19 protein-coding genes and 2 pseudogenes are annotated in these 25,972 nt (G+C 60.1%); 10 read left to right on the forward strand and 11 right to left on the reverse strand.

The features are described 5' to 3' along the window. Positions 1-100: 100 nt before the first annotated feature. From FZ934_RS09585 to FZ934_RS09605, 5 genes are all read right to left on the reverse strand, one after another. Entirely contained in the window at positions 101-709 is a 609-nt protein-coding gene (locus FZ934_RS09585) for a TetR/AcrR family transcriptional regulator (RefSeq protein WP_153270885.1), read from the reverse strand. A gap of 47 nt (positions 710-756) precedes the next feature. Continuing rightward, complete coding sequence (locus tag FZ934_RS09590) at positions 757-1,143, reverse strand: nuclear transport factor 2 family protein (RefSeq protein ID WP_246737778.1); 387 nt, start codon at positions 1,141-1,143, stop codon at positions 757-759. 24 nt (positions 1,144-1,167) lie between these two features. Continuing rightward, complete coding sequence (locus FZ934_RS09595; RefSeq protein ID WP_194273692.1) at positions 1,168-2,127, reverse strand: aldo/keto reductase; 960 nt, start codon at positions 2,125-2,127, stop codon at positions 1,168-1,170. Between the two features lie 235 nt (positions 2,128-2,362). Continuing rightward, the gene (locus tag FZ934_RS09600; protein WP_153270886.1) at positions 2,363-3,919 is read right to left on the reverse strand and encodes an MFS transporter; all 1,557 of its coding nucleotides are present in this window, start codon (positions 3,917-3,919) and stop codon (positions 2,363-2,365) included. Next, a complete protein-coding gene (locus FZ934_RS09605) occupies positions 3,912-5,219 on the reverse strand; it encodes an HlyD family secretion protein (RefSeq protein ID WP_246737779.1) in 1,308 nt (435 codons plus the stop codon). Before FZ934_RS09605 ends, FZ934_RS09600 begins: the two co-directional genes overlap by 8 nt. Before the next feature lie 393 nt (positions 5,220-5,612). Here FZ934_RS09605 and FZ934_RS09610 point away from each other — a divergent pair. Both FZ934_RS09610 and FZ934_RS09615 read left to right on the forward strand, forming a co-directional pair. Continuing rightward, a pseudogene (locus FZ934_RS09610) lies at positions 5,613-7,372 on the forward strand (MOSC domain-containing protein). Between the two features lie 40 nt (positions 7,373-7,412). Beyond that, positions 7,413-8,012 (forward strand): peroxiredoxin family protein, encoded by a 600-nt coding sequence (locus FZ934_RS09615; protein WP_194273693.1) that lies wholly within the window; start codon positions 7,413-7,415, stop codon positions 8,010-8,012. 63 nt (positions 8,013-8,075) lie between these two features. Here the strand turns inward: FZ934_RS09615 and FZ934_RS28675 are convergent, their stop codons facing one another. After that, positions 8,076-8,798, reverse strand: coding sequence for an ATP-binding protein (locus FZ934_RS28675; RefSeq protein WP_153270888.1), 723 nt, complete (start codon positions 8,796-8,798; stop codon positions 8,076-8,078). Between the two features lie 13 nt (positions 8,799-8,811). Here FZ934_RS28675 and FZ934_RS09625 point away from each other — a divergent pair, with 13 nt between their 5' ends. The 6 genes and pseudogenes from FZ934_RS09625 to FZ934_RS09650 all read left to right on the forward strand — a co-directional run bounded on the left by FZ934_RS09625 (position 8,812) and on the right by FZ934_RS09650 (position 17,380). Beyond that, positions 8,812-10,530, forward strand: a complete 1,719-nt coding sequence (locus FZ934_RS09625; RefSeq protein WP_153270889.1) for an ABC transporter ATP-binding protein — start codon at positions 8,812-8,814, stop codon at positions 10,528-10,530. Between the two features lie 79 nt (positions 10,531-10,609). Then, positions 10,610-11,493: pseudogene (locus FZ934_RS09630) on the forward strand (helix-turn-helix domain-containing protein). A gap of 163 nt (positions 11,494-11,656) precedes the next feature. Further along, positions 11,657-13,819 (forward strand): TonB-dependent siderophore receptor, encoded by a 2,163-nt coding sequence (locus FZ934_RS09635; protein ID WP_153270890.1) that lies wholly within the window; start codon positions 11,657-11,659, stop codon positions 13,817-13,819. 64 nt (positions 13,820-13,883) lie between these two features. Further along, positions 13,884-14,765, forward strand: a complete 882-nt coding sequence (locus FZ934_RS09640; protein ID WP_153270891.1) for an ABC transporter substrate-binding protein — start codon at positions 13,884-13,886, stop codon at positions 14,763-14,765. 70 nt (positions 14,766-14,835) lie between these two features. Then, positions 14,836-16,746 carry a Fe(3+)-hydroxamate ABC transporter permease FhuB gene (gene fhuB / locus FZ934_RS09645; protein WP_246737885.1) on the forward strand — a complete coding sequence of 637 codons (1,911 nt, stop codon included), beginning with the start codon at positions 14,836-14,838 and terminating at the stop codon, positions 16,744-16,746. 340 nt (positions 16,747-17,086) lie between these two features. Continuing rightward, on the forward strand, positions 17,087-17,380 hold the full coding sequence (locus tag FZ934_RS09650) for a hypothetical protein (RefSeq protein ID WP_056823863.1): 294 nt from the start codon (positions 17,087-17,089) through the stop codon (positions 17,378-17,380). Between the two features lie 24 nt (positions 17,381-17,404). On the opposite strand, the gene metF is transcribed toward FZ934_RS09650, so the two are convergent. The 5 genes from metF to FZ934_RS09675 all read right to left on the reverse strand — a co-directional run bounded on the left by metF (position 17,405) and on the right by FZ934_RS09675 (position 23,908). Next, the gene (gene metF / locus FZ934_RS09655) at positions 17,405-18,304 is read right to left on the reverse strand and encodes a methylenetetrahydrofolate reductase [NAD(P)H] (RefSeq protein ID WP_153270893.1); all 900 of its coding nucleotides are present in this window, start codon (positions 18,302-18,304) and stop codon (positions 17,405-17,407) included. A gap of 1 nt (position 18,305) precedes the next feature. Continuing rightward, positions 18,306-19,331, reverse strand: coding sequence for an ArsR/SmtB family transcription factor (locus FZ934_RS09660; RefSeq protein ID WP_153270894.1), 1,026 nt, complete (start codon positions 19,329-19,331; stop codon positions 18,306-18,308). A 166-nt stretch (positions 19,332-19,497) separates the two neighbouring features. Then, entirely contained in the window at positions 19,498-21,147 is a 1,650-nt protein-coding gene (gene ettA, locus FZ934_RS09665; protein WP_153270895.1) for an energy-dependent translational throttle protein EttA, read from the reverse strand. A gap of 132 nt (positions 21,148-21,279) precedes the next feature. After that, entirely contained in the window at positions 21,280-23,085 is a 1,806-nt protein-coding gene (locus FZ934_RS09670) for a hypothetical protein (protein WP_153270896.1), read from the reverse strand. A gap of 88 nt (positions 23,086-23,173) precedes the next feature. Next, positions 23,174-23,908, reverse strand: coding sequence for a ribonuclease T2 family protein (locus tag FZ934_RS09675; RefSeq protein WP_153270897.1), 735 nt, complete (start codon positions 23,906-23,908; stop codon positions 23,174-23,176). Positions 23,909-24,061: 153 nt separating this feature from the next. Between FZ934_RS09675 and FZ934_RS09680 the strand changes: the two genes are divergently transcribed. Continuing rightward, the gene (locus FZ934_RS09680) at positions 24,062-24,991 is read left to right on the forward strand and encodes an alpha/beta fold hydrolase (RefSeq protein ID WP_153270898.1); all 930 of its coding nucleotides are present in this window, start codon (positions 24,062-24,064) and stop codon (positions 24,989-24,991) included. A 16-nt stretch (positions 24,992-25,007) separates the two neighbouring features. Next, positions 25,008-25,967 (forward strand): DMT family transporter, encoded by a 960-nt coding sequence (locus FZ934_RS09685; protein ID WP_153270899.1) that lies wholly within the window; start codon positions 25,008-25,010, stop codon positions 25,965-25,967. Positions 25,968-25,972: the final 5 nt, after the last annotated feature.

The raw sequence follows: 25,972 nt of genomic DNA on the forward strand, positions 1-25,972 counted from the left end.
CGGAATCTCAATTCCGTAGCAAAAACGGACAATCCGACGTCGTTTACGGCCAGCGCTTTCGACCGGTGTCGATGACCTCGTCGACACCACCAGTCCGGCGCTAGCTGTTGCGCCGAACCTCTGCAATCTGCATCATCACCGACCGTATGACGTCTTCGTCATGTAGCTCGCCGACGAGCAGCTTGTACCAGCTAAATCCAACCCAGAGCGCGACCTTGGCATCCACCTCATCGGCTCGCAGTTCCCCGCGGGCCGCCGCGCTGCTCAACATGCGTCGTACGTCGGCGGTACGATCGGGAAGAAACCTGTCCCGCAACGCGCTCAGCGCTTCTGGCGTGCCTTGTGCCTCGGCGATAAGGCCGCGAAGTGCCGCCCCGGCGGGGTGCGACGCCCAGAAATGCCACAGGCTGGTGGTGTATTGCTCAAGCTCGTCAATCAAGTTCCCGTTCTCTGGAACAGGGACGAAGGTCGAGCGCTCGGTGGTGTAGATTGCTATGAAAAGGTCCGCTTTGGTCGGATACCAGCGATAGATGGTGGTTTTTCCGGCACCTGCCCGACGGGCGACCTCATCGACGGAAAACCCCGCGTAGCCTCTCTCCGATATCAGATCCCTGGCAGCGGCGAGAACCGCAGTTTCGGTTTCCGGATTGCGACGCGATCCGATGGACGTTCGCTTCTTGGCGGGGACGGGTGTCGGCTTCGTGATCATTGGGAAGGCGTAGCGCAACTTCGTGGCCCCGATCAACAACGAATACGCTAGGACCGGTCGACCAGATGAGCCCGCGACGCCGATGGCTCGAAAGGACCTGCGAAGTACTGCGTTTCCCTCGCCACGAGGCCGTTCGCGAACTCCATTATGCTGACAACGTAAGAGGGCACGTCGTCGTAGGACAGGACGAACTCCGTCACCCACAGATCCCCGTTGCCCAGGATGCGCTGGACGGAGAAGCGCTTCTTGTTAGGCTGAACGAAGCGGCTTTCCTGAATCTTTCTGCGCCCGCGTATGCGCTCTCCGGACTGAGGATACTCGAGCACAGCATTCTCTTGGTAGATTTCATGCTCGAGCTCGAAATCCCCGGCGTCCGAAGCGGCCCAGTGGCGTTCGAGCCCGAGCCTCAGTTCCCGGTCCTCTATCATTGACATTGCCTCCACAGAGTCCTTCCGACCTCATTTGGCCGCCTGTACGCCTGAAACTCGGGGTATGAAGCCTGGAACACCCGTGTCGACCACGCCATTGAAGCGGATGTTCGTTGTTATGTGGCCGCGCATCTGAAGCATCGCCTCTTCCGGCAAAGTGGAAAAATCGAAGTTCTCGCCGATCCGCTTTGGGTTCACCGAGGTCGTAAGGAATGCCGTTCCCCGTTGGGCGGCCCAGGCCAGTGCAACTTGGGCCGGCGTCTGACCGGTGCGGTCGGCGATCGCGGTCACGACTGGGTCCGCAAGCAGGTTCGGAACCATCCCGTGGCCGAGAGCCGCAAAAGCCAGAAGAACAATGCCCTGCTCCTGACAGTATTCCAGCAATTCCCACTCGGGCAGATATGGATGCGCTTCCACCTGCACGATCGCAGGCTTGATCCGTGCCGCTTCCACGATCTCCTTGAGCTTTTCGAGCGAGACGTCGGAAAGACCTATCGACCGACACCGCCCACTATCCACGAGCTCCTCCAGCGCGCGCCAGGTATCGATCAGCTTGACCCCCGGATCATAAATGACGTGTCCATACTCGTCCCGTGGGTCTTTCTCCTCACCTGGGAGAAACGCGAAAGGCGTATGAATAAGGTAAGCGTCGACGTAATCGACCTTCAGGCGACGGCAACTGGCGTCAAACGCCGGTCGTACTCGTTCCGGCCGGTGATTTGTGTTCCAGAGCTTCGTGGTGACAAAAAGGTCCTCACGGCGCAGGGTTCCCGCCGCCATGGCTTCGCTGAATGCCGCGCCAACCGCTTCCTCGTTCAGATATCGTTCGGCGCAGTCGAAATGACGGAAGCCTGTCGAAAGGGCCGATCTCACCGCCTCCTTCGTCGCGACCGCGTCGGGAATGAGCGTTCCGAACCCGGCAACCGGAATTGCACCCGTGCCATGAGAAAGAGGAATCTTCTTGAAGCGGAGCATATCTGTGGTTGTCATTTGCCAATCCTTCGTTTGGGCACGAGCATTCCCGTTTCGCCTAAGCAAGACCAGCCGCGATCAGATCACGCGAGCTCCGTTGTAAAGCGGCGATGTTTTCCGGCCTATTGTACCTTGGTGTCAGCAACGACGCCGACATGAGGAGTTTGTGCTGGAAGGGCCGGCAGAGTGCCGGCCCACTCGATCTGGAGCCCGCCGGCGTACTCGGTGGGTGCAGCTGCTCCATCGCTGTGCGTCATCGCGACGTCAGCGGGTGCGCGGGCGAGGGTTTCATCAACGAAACGACGATCAGGCCAACGATTGCTGCGATGAACGTGATCCAGAAACCATCAATGTAGGCCAGTACATTCGCTTCCCGTTGGACGATCGTGGCTAGTACTCCGACCCCGCGCTTCAGGGCCTCAGCCTGTGAACCGACCGGTCCAGAGCCGGAACCAAGTTGAGCGATCGCCGAGTTCCAGCCCGGTGTCGCGCCGGTGACGTGAAGACCGATCAGGTACGAATGCAATTGCTCGCGTTGGCGCACCCAAGTCGTCATCGACGTCGCGACGGTCTCCGAACAGATCAGTCGCATCACCTGGACGTAGGCTACGAGGGAGACGGCTCGCGCCGGGTTCACATTGCTGAACAACGTTGCCACGGCGGCAAGAAAGACAATCTCTTCTCCGAAAGTCTGCAGGATCACTATCAACCGAAATTCGGGCAAGGACCAGAGGCTCGTCAATTGCGTTCCAAGCCATGCCGATATTGCGAAACACGTGAAGCCGACCATCAGGGTCGCACGTTGCTTGACCGTTCTGACCAGTGTTACGGCCGTCACGGTCGCTACGGCAAGAAGCAGAACCGCATAAGGAGCGGTAAAGTCGCCGATCTGCTCCGGACGCAGGCGGGTGACGCTGACCAGGAAATTCGGCTCCAGAAGCGAGCTTCCAAGGCTGGCAATCATGAAGCACCCGATGGCGGCGAATCCGAGCGCGATGTTTCGGTTGTAGAGGATTGAAATATGAGCCCATGGCTCCCCAACCCGTGTCTCGTGCCACAGAAAGACAGCGAAGAGAAAGCCGGTGGCAAGCAGAAGCGATACAACATAGCCGGAGCGGAACCAGTCGAGGCGGTTACCCTGGTCCAACGCGAAGTAGAGCGTTGTCAAAGCGACGCCAAAAAGCGCCATCCCGCCCCAATCGGCGCGGTCCAGAAGCTGGCGATCCACCTTCGACGGTTTACCGCCATACCAGAACAGGATGCCGATGACCGGAGCAACGATTGCTCCCTGCCAATAAAGCCACTGCCATCCAATTGTCTGCGTATAGCTGCCCGCCGTATAGAGACCGAGGTTCTGCGCGAAGGGTATTCTCAAGACGTAGAAGGAAAGAGCGAAGATCCAGTACTTTCGGTCAAGATTGCGGAAGGCCACCAGCAGCGTGGCTCCGACGAAAATACCAAGCACAACTGCTCTTATCGCATGCAACGTGACGAGAACTTCGAAGCCATGCACAAAAGGAATCGCGACCGAGAGGAGCGAATAGAGAATTGACGGCCCGATCATGACTCTCTTGACGCCAAACACGGCGATCAACCAGCCGATGCTCGGTGCGATGAGGATTTGCGGCGCCGTTGCAAAGGTGCTCAGCCACGCGCCCTCGTCGAAGCTCAAACCGAAAGCGCCTCGCAGGTCTGCGAGGCCGATACTCGCTGTCCGGACGTCGAATGCGGTCAATATCGCCGCCATGACCATGGCAACCGCTACATACCCCTGACGCGGAAGGTCGCTTGCATGACCGTTCCTAGACATGATCGTCTTCCTTTGTTGCTATTCGAGTTATGACCGACATGCCGGGACGCAGGCGGTCGAAATTCGGCTGTGCTGGATCGAGCTCGATACGGACTGTCAGGCGCTGGGCCACCTTGGTGAAGTTGCCGCTGGCATTGTCGGGAGGCAGAAGCGCGAATGTCGAACCACTTGCGGGCGAAATTCTCGAAACGATGCCATGCAAGGTTTCTCCAGGCAGAAGATCGACGGATATGTCGACCGGCTGCCCTTCGCGGACCAAGGCCAACTGGTTTTCCTTGTAGTTCGCCAGGACGTACACTTTTGGAAGCGGCACGATGGAGATGAGACTTGCGCCGGTGGCGACGTAGTTCCCCAACTGCACGTTCCGCTTTGCGACGATGCCATCCACGGGAGCGCGAACGTCGGCGTATCCGAGATCCAGCTCGCGTGCCGCGACGTCGGCCGCGGCCGTATCGACGTTCGCCTTCAGCACGTCGCGCTGTTTCGCGATCACGTCGAGCTTGACCCGTTGGGCGACCACGGTCGCATCCGTCATCTTTGAGTTTGCCAATGCCCGCTCGTGAGCTGCGGTGGCTTTCTCGAGCGTCTGAAGCGAGCTCGCTCTGCCGTCGAGACCTAGCCGCGTCTGCCGCTCAAGCTCCTTGCTCGCCTGGATTTCATCAGCGGCCGATGCCTGTTGCTGGGCAGCGGCGACATCGATTTGGGTAAGCTGGAAAGTTCGTTGGGTGTCGTTGTCCTCGAGTTGCGCTCGGGCCGCCTCAAGTCTCGCCTTTGCGGCACGAAGAGCAACTTCGAATGGCTTCCGGTCGATCGAGAACAAAAGATCGCCAGCTTTGACATGGTCATAGTCGCGAACAGAGATTCCATCGACCGTGCCCCCGACGCGAGCGCTAATTGAAGAGACGTCGGCATAAACTGCCGCGTCATCCGTGGTCTGCACGGGTCGGCTAGAAACCCACCAATCCCAATTCGCTCCGGCGCCGACAACGGCAGAGAGCGCGACCGTGATTGCCGCGGCTGGAACGATAAATGAGGACGGCGATACCCTTTTGGGTGACGGAGCCGCCTGCTGGTGGCTCTCATGCGCTCCCGGCAACGCCGTGACGTTGTTTCCCGACTGTTCGGATACTTGGTTCTTGTTTCGCAACCAGGCCATTTTCTTCGTCCATTTGGTAAATACGAGGTCGCTTTCCATCACGCCCGACCGGCGTCTTGAAAAAAGCGGCGAGGTCGAACCGCGTGGGCTTTCAGGTTCACGCGGGAATGCGGCTCGCCGTTCATCGCTTCGTAGATTGGACATACGAAGCTCCAGCCCACCTCCGCATCCTTCGACAGGAAGGCCGGCAACCGGGCCAAATTCGCTTGTGATGACCTTGGGAAAAATCCCCTGCCCGCTCCAAACCAACTTCTCGGCTGCTTGTGCATTTTTATATAAACGATACGTATCGTTCAATCAATGATACGACCTATGAAATTTCACTCACCCAGCTATTCGGCTTTGGCTGAGGGGCTCGCCGACCAAGGATGAAAGCAGGCCTACCCCGGGTCACCATTCAACCGAGATATGGGCAACACCTTCGTACAATGGCGCCGAAGGCGGTTTCGGATGTTCTGTCGTTGGAGCGGCGCAGTGGCCGTACTAGAAAGCCTATTGTCCTTAAAAAGACGGGCCTGTGCTCGGGGAGTATCCCTTATGGCTTGCCTTCTTTCAGTGAACGTCGGCCTGCCGCGCGACGTTGAGTGGCAGAACCGGATCGTCAAGACCGCAATCTGGAAATCCCCGGTTGACGGTCCGCGTATGGTCCGACGATTGAACATCGATGGCGACGGACAGGCGGATCGCATCGGACACGGCGGGGAACACCGCGCGGTGTTCGTCTACCAGATCGATTCCTACCGATATTGGGAACGACATCTGGGGCGCAGTGATTTCGTTTACGGTCAATTCGGCGAGAATTTCACCGTTGAAGGCCTCGCCGACGACGAAGTCTGTATAGGCGATCGATACCTGATCGGTGGCGCCCTATTCGAGGTAACGCAGCCGCGCGTTACCTGCTATCGCCTGGGAATTCGGATGAAGGTGCCCGAAATGGCCGCGCTGGTCGTGTCGCATGGACGGCCGGGCTTCTACCTGCGTGTTATTGAAGAAGGCGAGGTTCAGGCGGGCGACGAGATCGTAAAGACGGCTTCCGGAGACGGCGGAATGACGATCTCGGAAATCAATGCGCTGCTCTACAAGCCAGGTCATCCTGTCGATCGACTGGAACGCGCGCTACACATCCCGGCGCTCAGCGCAGGATGGCATCGCTCATTCGAAGCGTTGCTGAGACAATCGAAGGAAGGTGGAGGCGAGACAGGAAACGCTGGCCTGACCGGATCGGCGAAGCCTGCTCCGGCATGGCGCGGCTTTCGTCCATTCCGCGTGATGCGCAAATTGGAAGAGTCCGACGGCGTCACATCGCTTCGACTGGCGCCCCTGGATGGGATCCCGTTGGACAGATACCTCCCGGGCCAGTTCATCGTTCTCCAGCTGGAGCCATCCGCCGCACCCCTGATCCTTCGCAGCTATTCTTTGTCAGGCCATCAGGACGGCAAGCTTTTCAGGGTGACAATCAAGCGGGAGCCAGGGGGCGCCGCCGCAAGGTATGTACGCGAGGAACTGAAGGTCGATGATGTCGTCCAGGCGAGCGCGCCACGCGGCGAGTTCACACTAGTTCCCGGTGATGGTCCCGTAGTTCTCCTAAGTGCCGGAATAGGGATCACGCCGGTCCTGAGCATTCTACATGCTCTGGCGGCCGAGAAGTCTTCGAGGGAGATATGGTGGCTGTACGGCGCGCGCAGCAGCCTGGAGCACCCATTTGCGAGTGAAGTGAGCGAACTCCTTCGATCGCTTCCGAACGTTCGCAGCCACGTCTGCTACAGTTCGCCGACCCAGGGCGACCAGCAAGGGGTGAACTATGACTCAAAGGGACGCCTCGACAGGGCGGTACTCCGCGAGCTTGGCCTGCCGATCGAAGGCGACTTCTACATCTGCGGGCCCTCAAGTTTCATGCGTGACCTTACCGACGGACTTGAAGACCTCGGCGTCGCGCGCCGTCGCATCCATACGGAAATGTTCGGTTCGTCCTCGGCCATCAATCCTGGGATCGCGCCGTCACCGGGACGGCCACCGCGGTTCCAGAAGGGTGGCGCGGTACCGGCGCACTTGTCTCCTTCGCTCGAAGCGGCCTAGCTGTGCGATGGAACCCCGAGATCCACAATCTTCTGGAGCTAGCAGAGAAGTGCGAGGTCCCTGCACGTTGGTCCTGCCGGACCGGCGTCTGCCACACCTGCGAGACGGGAATAATATCGGGATCGGTTACCTACCAGCCGAATCCGATCGATGACGCCGCGGATGGCAATGTGCTGCTTTGCTGTTCGCAACCTCGCGGCGACATCGTCATCGACCTTTAGCGGCGCAATTCCGAAGTCAACGCACAAGGAGGATCCCGAAATGAGACCAGACATGGTGCCGGGTGCGGCTCTTCCAGACTACGAGCTGAGTGATCACACCGGCAAGCGCCGCAAGCTCTCCGATCTTCAGTCCATCTATCCCATGGTTCTGGTTCTGAGCCGCGGCAGTTTCTGTCCCAAGGATCGGCGCCAGCATGAGGGTTTGCTCCAACTTCATCGAGAGATGGAGGTTGGCTATTGCAGAATGGTGACGATCAGTACCGACACAATCGCGGAAACGCATGAATTCCGCAGCGGAGTCGGTGCGCACTGGCCGTTTCTCGCGGATCCGAGGAGGACCATTCAGAAGGACCTCGATATCGCCGAGTACACCGACGCTGTGCACAACCCGATGATCCCCCACGTCATCGTCCTCGAGCCGACACTTATCATTCACAAGGTCTATAACGGCTATTGGTTCTTCGGGCGGCCCACGGTGGAGGAACTGCGGCAGGATCTGCGCGCGGTCTGCAAGAAATCCTTCCCGGACTGGGACATCAATGCGCAAGAGTTGCGGACCGCCTGGCAAGAGGGGAAAAAGGATCGGTTCTTTCCCTACGGCAAATCCTTGGTCGATATGTTGGGCGAAGAGGAAACCTAGGACAATCTGGCTCGCCGAGGCGAATGGCAAGCAATCCCTCGTAAGCCATCCTGCGATGTGCTCTTATATAGCCTGTTGGCCAGACGGCCCGGCAGTTGGCCTCTTCCCCGGGGCGACGAGCAAGCATCCAAGTTCATTCAGTAAGATAAAGTCGAGGCGATTGAGGTAGTTCGACGGCGCCGACCTGAAGAGGCTGAACCGCTGATTTAACAAAGACAGGAACTGAGAAGCTGAACGTGGCGCCGGCCCATCGTTTGGCGACGCCCAAAGACGTCCCTTGTGGCTCTCGATAATCGTCCGGCAGATCGCCAAACCGATGCCCATGCCGTTCGGCTTGGTCGAGTGGAAAGGTTCGAACAGCTTTCCAACGGAGGCCGGGTCAAGTCCCACTCCCGCGTCACGCACTTCCAGGCTAGCGACGCCAGCGCTTTCGAGCTTCGTCCGCACCAGCAAGGACCTTGAGCGATCGTCGATCCCGTCCTCGGATGCCCGATTGGCGTCTCGGATGGTCCGCTGCGCTGTCTCGACGGCCCCGGCGACGTTTGGCGGAATGTCCCGCAGGGCTTGGTTCTCAGCTCCAGTCCGACTTGCCTCGCCCGCCGTACCGCGAGCTGAACCTCCGGGTGCTTTTTCTTCCAGACACCGTTCCGGGCATGCAACGTGCAGACCAATCGTTCCTCTCCAAGTTTGCAATCGTTGCGAGAACGCACTATCCAACCGGGCCTCGTCTCCAATATGGAGAATTCGAGTCATATTTCCTGCCGGCCGCCGTAGGCCGCGCCGCATCTCGAGTGTCAGAATGCTACGTCGTTTCTTCTCCTATTATCGCCCCTATCGCTGGCTCTTCATCCTGGATTTCAGCTGCGCGATCGTCTCCGGCCTGCTTGAACTCGGCTTTCCGATGGCGGTGAAACTGTTCATCGACCGGCTGCTTCTCAGCCAGGAATGGCTGCTCATCCTCTTCGCCTCGGCGGCACTGTTTGTTGTCTATGTGGTCAATACCGGGCTGATGGCCGTTGTCACCTACTGGGGACACATGCTCGGTATCAATATCGAAACCGACATGCGCCGCGCGGCATTCAATCATCTGCAGAAACTGTCGTTCAGCTTTTTCGACAATCAGAAGACCGGCCACATCGTCGGCCGGCTGACGAAGGATCTCGAGGAAATCGGCGAGGTTGCGCACCACGGCCCGGAAGATCTTTTCATCGCGCTGATGACCTTCGCGGGCGCGCTCCTGCTGATGTTCTCGGTCAACTGGCAGCTGGCCTTGATCACCGCCATCGTCGTCCCCTTGACCGCATGGGTCACCAGCCATTTCGGCAGCCGCATGACGCAGAATTTCCGTCGTCTCTTCGAGCGCGTCGGCAATTTCAACACGCGTATCGAAGAGAATGTCGGTGGCATCCGCGTGGTCCAGGCCTTTGCCAACGAAAGCCACGAGCGCGCGCTTTTCGAGAAAGACAATCAGAATTATCGGCGCGTGAAACTCGACGCCTACAAGCTCATGGCTGCCAGCAGCTCGCTGAGCTACATGAGCATGCGTCTCACCCAGATGGTCGTCATGATCGCCGGCGCCTATTTCGTCCTGTCAGGTGAACTGACGGCCGGCGGCTTCATCGGCTTCCTCCTGCTCGTCGGCGTATTCTTCCGCCCGGTCGAGAAGATCAACTCTGTCATCGAGACCTATCCGAAGGGGATCGCCGGCTTCCGCCGCTTCACGGAACTGATCGACACCGAGCCGGATATCGCCGACGCCCCGAATGCCGTCGCGGTCAGCCACCTCAAGGGCGAAATCGTCTACGACGATGTTTCCTTCGGATACAGCCCGCAAGCTCCGGTTTTCGAACACGTGAACCTTGCGGTCCGCGCCGGAGAGACAATTGCCTTCGTCGGCCCCTCGGGCGCCGGCAAGACAACCATCTGTTCTCTTCTGCCCCGCTTCTATGAGGTTGGTAGCGGCCGCATCATCATCGACGGCATCGACATCCGCGAGATGACCAAGACGTCCCTGCGCCAGCAGATCGGAATCGTGCAACAGGATGTCTTCCTGTTCGGCGGCACGATCCGCGAAAACATCGCCTATGGCCGGCTGGGCGCCAGCGAAGCCGAGATCGTCGAAGCCGCCCGCCAGGCACGTCTGGAGGATATGCTGGCAGGCCTGCCCGCGGGGCTCGATACGGTTATCGGCGAACGTGGCGTCAAGCTCTCAGGCGGTCAGAAGCAACGCGTCGCGATCGCCCGCATGTTCCTGAAGAACCCGCCGATCCTGATCCTCGACGAGGCGACCTCGGCACTCGATACCGAGACCGAACGGGCCATCCAGCGTTCGCTGGCGGAACTTTCCGCCGGGCGCACGACCCTCATCATCGCCCATCGCCTCGCCACCATCCAGGGTGCCGATCGCATCGTCGTCATCGACCGGCACGGCATCGTCGAGCAAGGCACACATCAGGATCTGATCGCCAAACGGGGCGCCTACAACCGTCTGCACGACGCACAAATGAGGAACGCCTGATTTAGCAACCCTTGGGCGATTGATGCACTGCAAAAAACTTGATAATTACGCACATGTTTTATAGTTGCGGAAGACAGGCATGACTTTTCAGCCGCGCATGCAGAACGAGATCGAGGGATTCTCGGTTATCGGCGGGCTGAGGCGTCGAAACTGGAACGGCATCACGGCGGACCTATGGGACGTGGAATGCGGCAGCTACGCCGGCGGCCACTATGTTGCCCGCGACCCCCGCCTGTTCATTCTGCTGGATCATCTCGGTCGCGGCCGCCCCTCGGTGAAGCTTTCGCCCAAAGCCGCGGGCGCTCCGCAGGACTGCAACCAGAGCCCGATTTCCTATATTCCGGCCGACATGGATCTATGGGTGGACGTCCGCGAAGTGCAGTTCATGCGCCACCTTGATATCCACTTCGATGCCAACATCCTCAGCCAGCGGCTGATGGAGGAGATCGACCCGCAGAAGCTCCAGGATCCGCGGCTGCTTTCTCAGATGAGCGTGTGATGGCGCTGGCGGGACTGATTGCGGCGGAACTTGCAAGCCCCTGCCCCCTGCATGATCTCTATGGCGACGGCCTTGCCTTGTCGCTTGTCATCGACGTCCTGAAAATGGCCAAGACACCGCCCCGCAAGCGCGGCGCTCTTGCCTCCTGGCAGCTCCGGCGCGCAACTGAATTCATCGAAACGAATTGCATGCGGAGCATCCGCCTGCAGGAACTGTCCGATCTGACGGGCCTGTCTCAATCCCACTTCAGCCACTCCTTCAAGGCCTCGACGGGGCTGACCCCGCACGAATGGCAGATGAATTCGCGCCTGGAATGGGCAAAGCGGTTGCTGCAGGACGACGATCACAGCCTGACGGCTGTTGCTGCCGAAACAGGCTTCTCCGATCAGGCACATTTTACGCGCGTGTTCCGCAAGCATGTCGGCACCACGCCGGCACGCTGGAAACGGGCAGCCGTGGGGTGATGCATTTTTGCAAACATTTGCCCACGATTCTCGAAATTGCCCAAAATCGTTCAACCACCACAGATCATGCCAATCCCGGCAATTAAATCTGAGTTAATTACTCACCTTATTCGGGGCTGCGGTGCGGCCTCCGGTCAAGGCTTGTAGAGTGGGGTTGCCAGGAATGCATCAAGTTAAAGGCTTTCGGAGTGTGCGGGCTGCTTTGAGCGCCAGCGTCGCGTTGGTGGGTATTTGCGCTGCCTGGACGGCGCAGGCTGAGAACGCCGACACCACGCTTGCGCCAATCGTCGTCGAAGGCAAGGCATCGAAGAACAGCGCAATCGGCCCGGTCAAGGGCTACGTCGCGAAGGATACGACCGCAGGCTCGAAGACCGACACGCCGATCAAGGAAATCCCGCAGGCAGTCTCCGTCGTCGGCACTGAGGAAATGAACGATCGCGGCGTGGTCAACAAGGTCGACGAGGCTCTGCGCTACACGCCCGGCGTAATCGCGGCTCCTTATGGCACCGATCCGGATACCGACTGGTATTACATCCGCGGTTTCGACGCGACGCAGACCGGCGTCTACCTCGACGGCCTCAACCTGTTCAGCTACGGCTTCGGCGGCTTTCAGATCGACCCGTTCATGCTCGAGCGCGTCGACGTTCTCAAGGGGCCGGCCTCTGTTCTCTATGGCGGCTCCAGCCCGGGCGGCATCATCGACATGGTGCGCAAGCGCCCGACCGACGAGCCCTACTACTATACGGAAACCGGTATCAACAGTAACGGCAACGGCTTCGGAGGCTTCGACTTTTCCGACAAGGTCGGCAGCAGCGATACGATGACCTACCGCCTAACCGGCAAGATCGCCGGCGGCGACAACTATTCGGACTACGCGCACGACCTGCGCGGCTTCATCATGCCGCAGCTTACTGTTTCACCCGATGAAGCCACCAAGCTCACCGTCTGGGCCTATGCGGGCGGGCTCGATCAGGTGCACACCGGCAACGGCTTCCTTCCCTATGAAGGCACCGTGGTCGACCGGGCCGGGGTCGGAAAAATTCGCCGCGATTTCTTCCCCGGCGAACCCGATCTCGATACCGGACGCTACAATCAGGAAATGGTCGGCTACGAATTCGAACATGAATTCGACGACGGCTGGAAGGTCACGTCGAATTTCCGTTATGGCCATCTCAACAAATACGAGTTCGGCCCCTACCCCTACCTGTGGTCGTCGCAGACCGCGCTGAACCGCATCGGTTTCGAGGGTGATACCAGCGCAGACAACGTCGCCTGGGACAATCGCGTCGAAAACGAGTTCGATCTTGGCGGCGCGACGCACAAGATCATGGCCGGGGTCGATTATCGCTACTACCGCATCGACAACGTTCAGAACTTCGTCTTCGGATCGGGCTCGATCGATGTCTTGAACCCGGTTTACGGCTTGCCGCAGGCTGCGAACGGACCGCTCTATAATGAAGTCATAGCCATGAACCAGGTGGGTATCTATGCCCAGGATCAGGTTCACTTCGGCGACGGCTGGCTGATGACCCTCAATGGCCGGTATGACTACGTCTATACCGATTTCGACAACAAGCTGACGCCTGCAAGCAGCTACAACGGCTCCGAAGGCGCCTGGAGCGGCAGGGCCGGCCTCGCCTATGAATTCGACAACGGCGTAACGCCGTATGTCAGCGCCGCCACCTTCTTCAATCCGCTGGTCGGAACGGGCACCGCCGGACCTCTCAAGCCGGAAGAGGGAGAGCAGTTCGAAGCAGGCGTCAAGTACGAGCCGACATTCTTCGACGGCACGCTGACTGCATCAGTATTCCAGATCAACAAGCGGAACTACACGGTTTCGATGACAGCGGCTCCCTACACGAAGCTGCAGCTTGGTGAGGCGGAATCCAAGGGCTTCGAACTGGAAGGCAAGGTCAACCTGAATGACAACTGGAAGGTTCTCGCTTCGCTCGCCTATACTGACGTCGAGATCACCAAGAACCCGCTGAACACCGCGCTGATTGGCAAGACACCCTACATTGTCCCCGATTACACCGCATCGCTTTGGCTCGACTACACCGTGACGACAGGAACTCTCGAAGGCCTTAGCCTTGGAGGCGGTCTCCGCTACAAGGGCCAATCCTGGGCCGACGACGTCAACACGCTGAAGGTGCCGGAATCGACAGTGTTCGACGCCGCGGTCCGCTACAAGAAGAACGACTGGGTTGCCTCGCTCAACGTGACCAACGTATTCGACAAGGTCTACGTCGAAAGCTGCGGCGGCTTGGGTGCATGCGGCTACGGCGACGCGCGCACGTTCACCTTCAAGCTCAGCAAGGTCTGGTAACGTCCGCCCAAATAGAAAAGAAGAAGGCTCCCCCGGAGCCTTTTTCGTGTGACTGGAGATCAATTTGAACAGATCGTGGCTTACGCGCAGGGCGGTATTGGTGGGAGGCGCCGCTCTTTTCGCCGGCGCGGCAACGGCACAATCGACGCAGCCAAAGGTGGCGACGCTTGATTGGGCGTTGCTGGAAACGTTGCTTGCCATCGGCGCCAACGTCGTCGCCGCAACGGAACTGCGTCAATTCCAGCAAGTGGCAGTGACGCCAGCCGTGCCGTCCAATGTTGCGGATCTTGGCCTGCGCGGCTCGCCGAACCTCGAGGCCTTGCGCCTTGCCCGCCCCGATCTGATCTTCAATTCGAATTTCTACGCCTGGGCGGACCCTCTGATGAGCCGCATTGCTCCGGTCATCGATCACGCGATCTACATGCCGGGAGAAAGCCCATATGTTTTGGCCGAACGTGCGACCCTTGAAATCGGCGATCGTCTCCAGCTTCCGGCGGCACGGCGGTTCGTCGAAGAACTAACGGCAAAGCTCGATCGTCAAAAGGCCGATTTTTCCCGCATGGCAGACGGACGGCCGGTACTGCCGATCAATCTTGGCGATGCCCGTCATTACCGCGTATTCGGATCAGACAGCATCTTCGGAGAGGTGCTAGCACGCCTTGGCCTCGTGAATGCCTGGACAGGCGCCACCAGCTATTCGGCAACGGCTCCCGTCGGCATCGAGACCCTGGTGACGATGCCTGAGGCCTGGATCGTCTTCATTCCACCCCATCCTCAGGACGCCATTGACGCCCTCCTCGGTAGCCCTTTCTGGAAGGCCCTGCCCCAGGTCCGCGAAGGACGATTCATGACAATCGGCTCGATCAATCCGTATGGCGCGCTACCCGCCGCAAGCCGTTTCGCCGATTGCCTCGCAGAAGGATTTGCGCGTGTCCGAAACGGCTAATATCGACACGCCCGTCCTGCCGCTGCGTCATCCGGCCATACCCGCGATCGCGCTCGGCGTCGCGTGTGTCATGGCCTTTGCAGCCCTTCTCGCGCTGCGGTCTCAGATTCCGGGCGATGTGACCGAAGCCACGGAACTGAACCGGCTGCTTCTTTGGCAAAGCCTCCTGCCACGCGCGGCCGTGGCGCTTCTGGCAGGGGCTGCGCTCGGCCTCGCGGGCGCCCTGTTGCAACGCGTCCTCAGAAACCCGATTGCCGATGCCTCGACGCTCGGAATAGCCTCGGGTGCCAAACTCGCATTGACGCTCGGGCTAAGCTTCTCACCGCTCCTGACCGGCATTTCGCGGGAAACGATAGCCTTCGCCGGCGGGCTGTCGGCCGTCATGCTTGTGCTCGCCCTCAGCTGGCGGCGCGGTCTCGACCCGGTGACGGTGGCAATTTCGGGCATGGTGGTCAGCATGGTCGCCGCATCCGCGAGCGTCACCCTCGTGCTTGCGCGCGGCGAATATGCGCTGTCGATCGACATATGGGGCGCAGGGGCGCTGAACCAGCAGGATTGGCGCGTTGTTGCTTCGCTCTTGCCGCAGATAGCCATCGGCGCGATAGCCGCGTTTCTGCTGCTGCGACCGCTCGACCTCCTGGCGCTGGACGACGCAGGCGCCAAAAGTCTCGGCCTCGCCCTGCATTCGGTTCGTTTCACTATCCTCGTTCTTGCGGTCTGGCTCTCGACGTCAGTCACGGCCTCGGTCGGCATCATCGGCTTCCTCGGTCTCGCAGCGCCGTCGATCGCCAGACTTTGCGGCGCCCGAAGCAGCCGCCAGGTCATCACCACGGCTCCGCTTGCCGGAGCTGCCGTCCTCTTCCTCACGGATTGCCTCACCCAGCTGCTTGGACCGGGCTTTTCCGACCTCGCCCCAACAGGCGCCGCCACCGCCCTGATCGGCGGCCCCTTGCTGCTGTGGCTGTTGCCACGCGTTCACAACCGCGCCGCAGCCGCGGCCGCCGTCCACGCTGTCCGAAAGAGGCTGAAGAGGTTCCGCGCCTTCGCCGCCCTTGGTGCGATATTGCTGGCCCTGTTGCTGCTCTCGATCTGCGTCGGACCGTCCGATGGAGGCTGGATCATTGCAACCGGCTCGCTCCTCTCGGATCTGCTTCCGTTCCGGCTGCCTCGGATTGCCGTTGCCGTCGGCGCAGGAGCCATGCTCGGCGCAACGGGTTTCATCATGCAGCGGATGACGGCCAACCCGCTCGCCAGCCCCGAAGTCCTCGGCGTCTCCTCGGGTGCCGGTGCTGGCCTTGCGGCCACCCTTCTGCTTGTCGGCTTTCCTTCCCCGCTGGTCGCGCTGACGGGCATGGCCTTGGGCGCCCTCGCCTCGTTCATCCTGACAATCGGCGTCACCCGCCGATCCGGCATTTCGGACGAAGCTTTTCTTCTCGCCGGCGTCGCCGTGAGCGCGCTCTGCATGGCTGTCATCGGCATGCTGCTCGCCCAGGGAGACATGCGAAGCTACGCGATGCTCACTTGGCTGTCGGGCTCCACCAACCGCGCCGGAGCATTCGAAGCGTGGACCGCGCTAGCCGCCGCCGCGATACTGATCGCCCCGCTGCCGATGGTGAGGCGTTGGTTCGCGATCCTGCCGCTTGGCTCCGGCATCGCGAAGGGCATCGGCATGAGGGTTGCAATGGTCCGGTTTGGCTTGGCCGCATTGGCCGCGCTGATGGCCGCCATCTCATCCTATCTGGTGGGGCCTCTCAGCTTGACGGGTTTGATCGCACCGCACCTCGCAAGACTTCTGGGCTTCCACGGCAGCCGCGATCATCTCTTTGCCGCGGTTCTGATCGGGGCTGGCCTGATGGTTGCAGCGGACTGGCTCTCGCGGATAGTGATCTATCCGTATCAGGTGCCGGTCGGGCTTTTCGCTGCGCTCATTGGTGGTCCTTACCTTCTTTGGCTGCTCGGCAAACGCGAGACGGATCGCTAGCTGCGCCAAAAGCCTGCATCCCTTGAGAACCAAGGGATGCCAGTAGTTATCCACAGCCAAAATATTAGCATTGCCTTAAATGAAAACACAGGGTAGCGTCCTTGAAGACCTGCTATTGGGGAAGCAGAACCCCGTCGCTGTTTATCCTTGACCTCCTGTGGAAACAGCATTGTATCCACCGATTTCAGGTTGTGTAACGCGTGTTTGAGCCCGGGCGAAAGGCCCGGGCTCTTTCTTGACCAAGCTCGCCCGAGCACGATCGCGACACATATTATTTGCGCTACCACTAAAATATGAGCCGAACTCACATTGACGCAACCCGACTTCGGTCGGATAGTACATGTACAGCGTGCTATGGGAGTTTGCGGCTGTGAAGGACTTTGTAAAAATTGGCAGGGCTACCCTGCTGCTTAAACAGCCGCATTTGCGTTCGCAATGGCGTAACAGTCTCGTGGGGCCCCTAACTGTCGATCTGCTGCGTGCTTTCGGCGAGGCGACGGATTATCGCGATCACCTGCAACGCAAGTCGGAGGCACCGGAAATGATCCGCTGCTACGACCAGATCTGCTGGGAGATAGAGCTGGAGTTGCTCATGACGTTGCGGCGCCTGAGGCGCCGCCAGACCGTTCACTGAGCTTGGAGCTGAAGACCGGTTTCGCTATGCCGCGGCGCCGGTATTCTTGGCACCCTCGCGCTTGAAGCCGAGGTTGGTGAGCACGGCCGAAACAAGCGGTGCGCGGTTCATCGTGTAAAGATGAAACTCCGCGAGACCACGACGGGCGAGATCTTCGATCTGCTCGGCAGCGACTTCGGCGGCAACTTTCGCCCGTTCCTCGGGCTTGTCGTCGTAACCGGCGAAACGCTCGTCCAGGAACGCCGGGATAACAGTGCCGCATGCACCCGCGAAACGCTTCAGCTGCGTCAGGTTCAGGATCGGCATGATGCCCGGCACGACCGGAATGTTGATGCCGGCGGCGCGCACCTTTTCGAGATACCGCTCAAAATTGTCGTTGTCGAAGAAGAATTGCGTCAGCGCCCGGTCGGCACCATTGTCCGCTTTCTGCTTCAGCATATCGATGTCGGCGGCACTGTCGCGGCTTTCCGGATGCTTTTCCGGATAGGCGGAGACAGAGATCTCGAAATCGCCGATTTCGCGCAGGCCCGCAACGAGCGCAGCCGCGTTCGCATAGCCGCCGGGATGCGGCTGATAGGGAGCGCCGACACCACCCGGCGCATCACCGCGCAGCGCCACGAAATGCTTGACGCCGGCCTTGCGGAAACTGTCGATGACGCCGTGCGTCTCCTCTTTCGTCGCGCCGACGCAGGTCAGATGCGATGCCGTGGCAAGCGGCGTATCCGCGAGGAACCGCGAGACCGTGGCCAGCGTCGGCGCCTTGGTGGTGCCGCCCGCGCCATAGGTCACGGACACGAAATCCGGATTCCAGTCCTGCAGCTCGCTGACCGTGTTCCACAGCTGGCCTTCCGCTTCTTCCGACTTCGGTGGAAAGAACTCGAAGGAAATGCCGATCTTGCGGCGCGCGTCGCTGTTCAAAGCCATGTCATTCTCTCCCTGCAAATGTGGGTTCGGCGCCTTCGCTCCCGGCTGAAGCCATGAGACGCCGTGGGTCACGCGCAAGCCAGACAGTGACGGTAAGTCCCTGCCCGCTTTCATGACCCGGATGAAGATCGACGATCTGCTCGACATCCAGCCCGGACTTTCGCAGCCAGTCGGACATCGACTGGTGTGAGAAGCCAAGGCGAACATGCGCATGCTCGTCGCGTAGATATTCTAGCCCGTGCGGAGCCAGATCGATGATGACGAGCCGTCCGCCCGGCCGCAGCATGCGCGCCGCTTCCCCGATCGCGATCTCTGGCTGGTCGAAGAAGTGCAGAACCTGGTGGATGGTAACGACGTCGAAATCCTGCGCCTCGAACGGCAGATTGAGGATATCGGCATGTCTCACGGATGCCTTGGTAATGCCGGACTTGTCGAGATTGGCCCGCGCCACGCTCAGCATGTCGCGGCTCGCATCGACGCCGATCGCCCGGCGATAGAGGCCGGACAACAGCTCGAGGATACGGCCTGTCCCTGTTCCAAGGTCGAGAAGCGAGTCGATCGGCTGGCTGCCTAGCAATCGGATGACGGCAGCGTCGACCTCGTCGTCAGCGGCATGCAGGCGACGAAGCTCGTCCCACTCGGCCGCATTGCGGCTGAAATAGGCCTGGGCGCGCTCGGCACGCTGGTGCTTGACGGCGGCCAGACGCTCATTGTCCCTGAGAACGACCGCATCATTCTCGGACGCGTGCGCGAGCAGATTTCGAACGAAGATGGCTGCCTTGCCGTCCTGCCTAAGCCTGAAATAGGCCCATGCACCTTCCTGATAGCGATCGATCAGATCCGCCTCGCCGAGCAGTTTCAGGTGCCGTGAAATGCGCGGTTGGGACTGGCCAAGAATTTCGGTAAGATCGGAAACAGTCAAATCGCCCGCCGCCAGGAGCGCCAGCAGACGCAGACGCGTAGGCTCGCCGGCCGCCCTGAGGACGTCCACCAACGCATCCAATCCAAGTCTGACAGGCTCACGCATATCCGATCCAATCAACATATAAAGATATCTTTATGTGAATTGGATGTAGGTGGCAAGCCGGAATTCGACCATTCACGAAATTAGCTGCGCAATTAGCGACATAGCATTCCACAAAAAAGCCCCGGCGAACCGGGGCTTCCTAATGCTACCCTTGGGCGCAGGAATATCAGCGCGTCAGGCGCTTGTAGGCCTGGCTGCCAGGGTTCAGCGCATCGGGGCCGAGGCGACGAACCTTGTCTTCCTCGTAATCCTCGAAGTTGCCTTCGAACCACTCGACGTGGCCGTCACCTTCGAAGGCGAGGATGTGCGTCGCCAGGCGGTCGAGGAACATACGATCGTGGCTGATGATGATGGCGCAGCCGGCAAAGGCCTCGAGCGCGCTCTCAAGCGCACCGAGCGTTTCCGTATCAAGGTCGTTGGTCGGTTCGTCGAGGAGCAGAACGTTACCGCCGGCCTTCAGCATCTTGGCGAGGTGAACGCGGTTGCGCTGACCACCCGAGAGATTGCCGACCTTCTGCTGCTGGTCGCCGCCCTTGAAGTTGAAGGCGCCGCAATAAGCGCGGGAGTTCATGTCGAACTTGCCGAGCTTGATGACTTCGGCGCCGCCCGAGATTTCTTCCCAGACGGTCTTGTTGCCATCGAGCGCATCGCGGCTCTGGTCGACATAGCCGAGATGCACGGTCTCGCCGATGCGGATCGAGCCCGCATCCGGCTTTTCCTGGCCGGTGATCATCTTGAACAGCGTCGACTTGCCGGCGCCGTTCGGGCCGATGATGCCGACGATACCGCCCGGCGGCAGCTTGATCGTGAGATCGTTGATCAGCGTGCGGCCTTCGAAGCCCTTGTTGATGCCGTCGAGCTCGATGACCACCTGGCCGAGACGCTCGGACACAGGAATGATGATCTGAGCGTCGCCGGGTCGGATGTTCTCGGCCGCATCCACCAGCTGCTCGTAGGCCTTGATACGGGCCTTCGACTTTGCCTGGCGGGCCTTCGGGCTGGAGGCGATCCACTCCTGTTCGCGCGACAACGCCTTCTGGCGGCCGGCTTCTTCGCGGCTTTCCTGCTGCATGCGCTTGGCCTTCGCCTGCAGATAGGCGGAGTAGTTGCCTTCGTACGGAATGCCACGGCCCCGGTCGAGCTCGAGGATCCATCCGGTGACGTTGTCGAGGAAGTAGCGATCGTGGGTAATCATCATCACGGCGCCCGGATAGTCACGCAGGTGCTTTTCAAGCCATGCGATCGTTTCGGCGTCGAGGTGGTTGGTCGGTTCGTCGAGCAGCAGCAGGTCCGGCTGCGACAGCAGCAGGCGGCAGAGCGCGATACGACGACGCTCACCACCGGACAGCAGCGTGACGTCGGCATCCTTCGGCGGGCAGCGCAGCGCTTCCATCGCCATTTCGACCTGCTGTTCGAGATCCCAGAGGTTCTGGCTATCGATGATGTCCTGGAGCTTCGCGCCTTCGTCGGCGGTCTCATCGGAATAGTTCATCATCAGTTCGTTGTAGCGGTCGAGCACGGCCTGCTTGTCGGCCACGCCTTCCATGACGTTTTCGAACGCGTTCTTAGCCGGATCGAGATGCGGTTCCTGTTCGAGGTAGCCGACGGTCGCGCCTTCGGCGAGCCAGGCTTCCCCGGTGAATTCCTTGTCTTGGCCGGCGATGATGCGCAGAACGGTCGACTTACCGGCGCCGTTCGGGCCGAGGATACCGATCTTGGCATCGGGGTAGAACGACAGGTTGACGTTCTCGAGGATTTTCTTAGCGCCGTAGGACTTGTTGAGTCCCGACATGTGATAGATGAACTGACGTGCCATTGATGAGTTGCTCCGGCGGGAATTTTAAGTTTGCCGCTATGTAGGCGAATTGGGGCCAAGGAGCAACGCGCAGCCGCCAAAAACCAGAGGCTTTTGCAATCGCGCGGCCAATTGGAGTGGCGAAAGCCATCCTTATTGAAGCTTCATATGATCAATACGGAAGAGCTGAAAATCGCTCGGCTTCGCATTAGGCACCCTCTCCAGCCCCGGCCAATCGCCACCGCTGGCCAAAGCGGCATAGAGCGGAGCCTGCTTCGCATCGACCGGCAGCGAAAACCGGCAGACGGCAACATAGTCGAAGGGCGACAATGCCGCGCGGCGAACCGAAGGCTCGGACGAAGTAAAGGCGTCGAACATGCGTCGCATACCCGGCGACGAACGGTGAAATGGCACAGAGCCGACCGACATCCCTTCGCTCCGCGTCAAGAGCACGGGCAAGGCGATGCCCTGCGGGAGGGCGATACGCCCGGCCGGAACCGCGCCGAGCACACCGAAATCCTGGCCGCTGCAGTCACTGGTGGTCATATAGTCGACAGCATCCAACGCATGAACCGGCGATGGCAGGACAAAGCGCAGGCCCTCCAGCGCAATAGCGGACACGACGGCGCACCCGGTAGCAATCCGCAGGCCTCTCCGCGACCGTGGGAAACCAACATAATAGGCAATCGCCGGCGGCAGAAACGGCGGCGTGAGTGCGATCGGGAAGCGGATGTTGCGCGTAATGGCCAAGGTCAGAAGCAACGCGGTCAGCGCCATGGCGAACGCGATGGCGACACCGATTTTTCCCAACCTGATTTGAGCAAGCACAAACGGCACGGCCAGAAAGGCGCTGGCAATGCAAAGCGCCAGCAACGCCACGACAAAGTACTGGCCGTTCTCGTACAGAGAGAGGAAACTCTTTTCCTGCCAGATGCGCGAGAACCAGAGAGCCCGGGACACCGGATCGATCATATCGTAGGGGCCGTTGAGGCAGCGCGGAAACAGCCAGGCAGCCAGACCGAGCACCAACAATCCCGGCAGACCTAGCCACAAAAGCCGCGCGATCGCGGAGGCGCGCGCAGGCAGCGCCCACGCCGCGCAAGCCAGAGAACCGGATATTCCGATGATGAGAAACAGGTAGGGCGCAGAGAAGGCATCGCATTGCGTCGAGAGGACGCCAACCGGACCAATGAAGGCCAGCGCAGCGAATACGGCAACGGCAATCATTCCGGCACCGACAGCGACCAGCATGGTGCGCGAACCCTGAACACCCGCGACATAGCTGAGAACCAGCAAGCCATAGGCGGCGACGATCAGTGGCAGGCATTCCAGTCCGATAACAATGGAGAGCGCGCCCGCAGCACCGACGAACAGTCCCCCCAGGCGATCCCAGCGAACAAATCCAGCCATCATCAGCATCATCGAGACGAGCTGCGCATTGTGATGATCGATCCGGCCTGGCACGAATTCGAAAACAGCTACGGCCATCAATACGGTCATCAACATCAATGTCAGCACCCACGATGTCGGCGACAGCGGCATACTGCCCATCAACCGCCTCACTATGAAAGCGACGGTCAGGCAGTAAAGTGCCAGCATCACGGGAGGCCAGATGTGAAAGGCGAGCCCGAGGACGTGATCGAGAGACGTGAACGGCCGAAACATGGTCGCGATGGCGACGTAGGGCAAATCGATCAATCTCGACCACGGCGAGATGTACACTTCCGGCATCGAGATAGAAGGCAGCGTGAGATCGAACCACCGCCCCGCTGGCGACATCAGAGATCGGATTTGCAATTCACGCATCTGGTCATCGACATCGCCGACGAATAGCACGCCGTCAGCAAGGTCGAACAAAACGATGGCGAGCGCGGTCACGTAGATCGCGAAGAACGTGACGAAGAAAGATCTGCGGTCGGCTGCAGCATCCAGATCGGGCCGCGTTAAAGCTGCATCCATGTCGAAATCCGTCGGGCAACTGGTCGCAGTAGCTTGCTTGGGTCCGATTAATATTCCGCTACGTCGTCAACCGCGCATAGCCCACCATTCAAAATCCAGCCGCGTCGACAATCCCCTCGTTGCAACCGAACGAGGTGCGGCCCGCGCCCTGGATCAGATCGCCCAGGCTTTTCTTTTCGTCACCGGTTGCCTCCTCAGACAAACCGATCGTCAATTCGCTGATGACGCGATTCTGGCCGGCGCGGTGGCAGCTCATCTTCACCCGGTCACTCGCTCCGGGCCCGAAACTCTTGTCGAACGCCTCTTTGATCTGCTCCGCCGTCACCGACTTTCCAATGTTGGCAGCGAAGAGATCGCGAACGGCGGACGCGTTCAATTCGCCGACAAGCCGGACCGCCGTGGAAAAATAGGCATCGGCGCTGAGACCGGTGCAGGTCCCGTGCTTCAACCATTCATGACGCTCGAGGCCCGACTGCGTGCCGGGCATTGCCTTGTCGAGCGCGGCTTTCGACGCATCCGACAGCGACACCTCGGGCAACTCGTTCCAGTCACCATCCTTGTCGGCGGTACGTAGGCTTTCCTTGACGTCACAATAGTTCTGGCGCATCGGCCAGAGCCCATGCAGCGAGAAATTCGTGGCGTCGAACCGCTCCTTTGTCTGATTGCGGCATTCCGCCTTGCGCTGGTTGGTCTCACAGAAGGAAGGCTGCCAGCTGGCAGCCAGGATGAAACGGGTCTTTCCGCCCATTTGCTGCGCCATCGCACCGCTTGCGACGGCAGCGGATATAGTCAGCACGAAGAGATGCTTCACCAGCCCACGCATGCAACCTCCCAAGGAACAACTCATGAACATGGAAGCATGCGACTTCATGCTTCGCAAGGGCAATTGCGCCCTGTCGCAAAATTCCCACGAGAGACCGATCCTATCGATTGCATTTGCCGGCTGTTCTGTTCTTCTCCGCGGCGGAGGGACTCAATGTTCGACACCACGGAAAGGCTCGCCTTGGCGGGTGCATCACTTGCATTTCATCATCAGGAAGCGGTCAGCGTGCCGCGCGGCATTCTCCTAGTCTGCCACGGCCTGGCAGAGCATTCGAAGCGCTACGGCGGCTTTGCACATGCCATGGCTGCCTGCGGCTACCACGTCTACGCGCACGATCATCGCGGCCACGGCGAGACGGCCGCACCTGATGCGCCGCTCGGTCGCTTTGCCCGCCGCAACGGCGTCGACCGCGTCATCGATGACGTCGTCGCGATGCGCGATTTCGCAGTCAGCCGTCATGGAGCCCTCCCCGTTGTCCTTTTTGGTCACTCGATGGGCGGGCTGGTCGCGCTCAACGCAGCCGTCTCCCATGCCAGCAAAATCGACGCGGTGGCCGTCTGGAACTCGAATTTCCATCCCGGCATCGCCGGTCGGGCTGCGCAAGCGATCCTCCTGACCGAGCAAGCGCTGAAAGGCTCGGATGTGCCGAGCGGCCTGTTACCAAGGTTGACCTTCGGCACCTGGGCCCAATCAGTTACGCCTCGACGAACGGATTTCGATTGGCTGTCGCGAGATCCGGATCACGTGGACAAATATATCGCCGACCCGCTGTGCGGCTTTGACGCCTCCGTTTCCCTGTGGCTAGACGTCTTCAAGCTGACGTTTCGCGCCCCGCGGCGCGAATGGCTGTCTAGGCTCCCGACCAACATCCCTCTCCACCTTGTCGGAGGAGACCACGACCCGGCAACGGAAAACGGCAACGCCGTCCTATGGCTATCAAACCATTTGAAAGCCTCAGGCTTCTCCCGTATCACCACGCAAATATATCAAGGGATGCGCCACGAGACGTTGAACGAGATCGGCGCGGATGAAGCGATCGCAGCGTTTGCCGATTGGTGCGACGATGCCGTGGCTCGGTCCTGAACAAGAGGACTGAAAGATGAGCAACCGCCAACCATCACCGCCCGTATCCGCTTCGTCGGAAGTCATGATGGGACTCGTACTGATGTCCCTTTCGGTGCTGGTCTCGCCGATCATCGACATCTTCTCGAAACTTGCGATCGCCACCGTGCCGTCAGCCGAGATCACCGCTGCTCGCTTCGCGGTTCAGGCACTCTGCATGCTGCCCATCGTGCTCTGGCGGCGAAACCTGATGGACACGACCTGGAAACAGAGTTTCTTCCACGCGATCCGTGGCGCCATCATCACCGTGTCGATGATCTCTTTCGTGACGACGCTGAAGTACATGCCGGTTGCCGACGCGATCGCCATCTTCTTCGTTGAGCCGATCATCCTGACGATCCTGAGCAGCCTGTTTCTCAAGGAAACGATCGGCTGGCGGCGCTACACGGCCTGCGCGGTCGGTTTTGCCGGCGCGATCCTGATCATCCAGCCGAGCTTCCAGGAAGTCGGCTACGTCGCGCTGCTTCCCGTCGTCAGCGCCGTCTGCATCGCAATCTCGGCGATGATGAACCGGGCGCTTGCGCAGCGCGAAGACCCCTGGGTCATGCAGTTTCACATGGGGCTGTGGGGTCTCCTGATCTGCGTGATCATCCTTGTGCTCGGCCATGGCAGCGGTTCGGACGTGTTCGATCCGGTCATGCCGGACACGCGCGCGTCTCTTTATCTGCTCGGCGTCGGCGTCACCGCCGCGATCGCCGGCATTCTTGGCGTCTATGCCTACCGGTCAGCACCGGCATCGACGCTGGCTCCGCTGCAATATTTCGAGATCGTCTCGGCGACCCTGTTTGCGTGGCTGGTGTTCGGCGACTTCCCGGATGCGATCAAGTGGCTCGGCATCTTCATCATCATGGGATCCGGCTTCTACATCATCTGGCGAGAACGCCGCTTTGCATCCAAGCCCGTATCCGATACATCTCAATCCACGCGGGCACCCTGACCTGA

The organism is Rhizobium grahamii (genome assembly GCF_009498215.1).
Taxonomy (GTDB): Bacteria; Pseudomonadota; Alphaproteobacteria; order Rhizobiales; family Rhizobiaceae; genus Rhizobium; species Rhizobium grahamii_A.

Bases quoted from the DNA above. Each gene is read 5' to 3' on its own strand.
- FZ934_RS09680 (WP_153270898.1), top strand. From the start codon at position 24,062: ATGTTCGACACCACGGAAAGGCTCGCCTTGGCGGGTGCATCACTTGCA.
- FZ934_RS09625 (WP_153270889.1), top strand. From the start codon at position 8,812: ATGCTACGTCGTTTCTTCTCCTATTATCGCCCCTATCGCTGGCTCTTC.
- FZ934_RS09685 (WP_153270899.1), top strand. From the start codon at position 25,008: ATGAGCAACCGCCAACCATCACCGCCCGTATCCGCTTCGTCGGAAGTC.
- FZ934_RS28675 (WP_153270888.1), bottom strand. From the start codon at position 8,798: ATGCGGCGCGGCCTACGGCGGCCGGCAGGAAATATGACTCGAATTCTC.
- FZ934_RS09600 (WP_153270886.1), bottom strand. From the start codon at position 3,919: ATGTCTAGGAACGGTCATGCAAGCGACCTTCCGCGTCAGGGGTATGTA.
- FZ934_RS09635 (WP_153270890.1), top strand. From the start codon at position 11,657: ATGCATCAAGTTAAAGGCTTTCGGAGTGTGCGGGCTGCTTTGAGCGCC.
- FZ934_RS09605 (WP_246737779.1), bottom strand. From the start codon at position 5,219: ATGTCCAATCTACGAAGCGATGAACGGCGAGCCGCATTCCCGCGTGAA.
- metF (WP_153270893.1), bottom strand. From the start codon at position 18,304: ATGGCTTTGAACAGCGACGCGCGCCGCAAGATCGGCATTTCCTTCGAG.
- FZ934_RS09650 (WP_056823863.1), top strand. From the start codon at position 17,087: ATGTACAGCGTGCTATGGGAGTTTGCGGCTGTGAAGGACTTTGTAAAA.
- FZ934_RS09595 (WP_194273692.1), bottom strand. From the start codon at position 2,127: ATGACAACCACAGATATGCTCCGCTTCAAGAAGATTCCTCTTTCTCAT.
- FZ934_RS09660 (WP_153270894.1), bottom strand. From the start codon at position 19,331: ATGCGTGAGCCTGTCAGACTTGGATTGGATGCGTTGGTGGACGTCCTC.
- FZ934_RS09675 (WP_153270897.1), bottom strand. From the start codon at position 23,908: ATGCGTGGGCTGGTGAAGCATCTCTTCGTGCTGACTATATCCGCTGCC.
- fhuB (WP_246737885.1), top strand. From the start codon at position 14,836: ATGGCCTTTGCAGCCCTTCTCGCGCTGCGGTCTCAGATTCCGGGCGAT.
- ettA (WP_153270895.1), bottom strand. From the start codon at position 21,147: ATGGCACGTCAGTTCATCTATCACATGTCGGGACTCAACAAGTCCTAC.
- FZ934_RS09585 (WP_153270885.1), bottom strand. From the start codon at position 709: ATGATCACGAAGCCGACACCCGTCCCCGCCAAGAAGCGAACGTCCATC.
- FZ934_RS09590 (WP_246737778.1), bottom strand. From the start codon at position 1,143: ATGTCAATGATAGAGGACCGGGAACTGAGGCTCGGGCTCGAACGCCAC.
- FZ934_RS09670 (WP_153270896.1), bottom strand. From the start codon at position 23,085: ATGGATGCAGCTTTAACGCGGCCCGATCTGGATGCTGCAGCCGACCGC.
- FZ934_RS09615 (WP_194273693.1), top strand. From the start codon at position 7,413: ATGAGACCAGACATGGTGCCGGGTGCGGCTCTTCCAGACTACGAGCTG.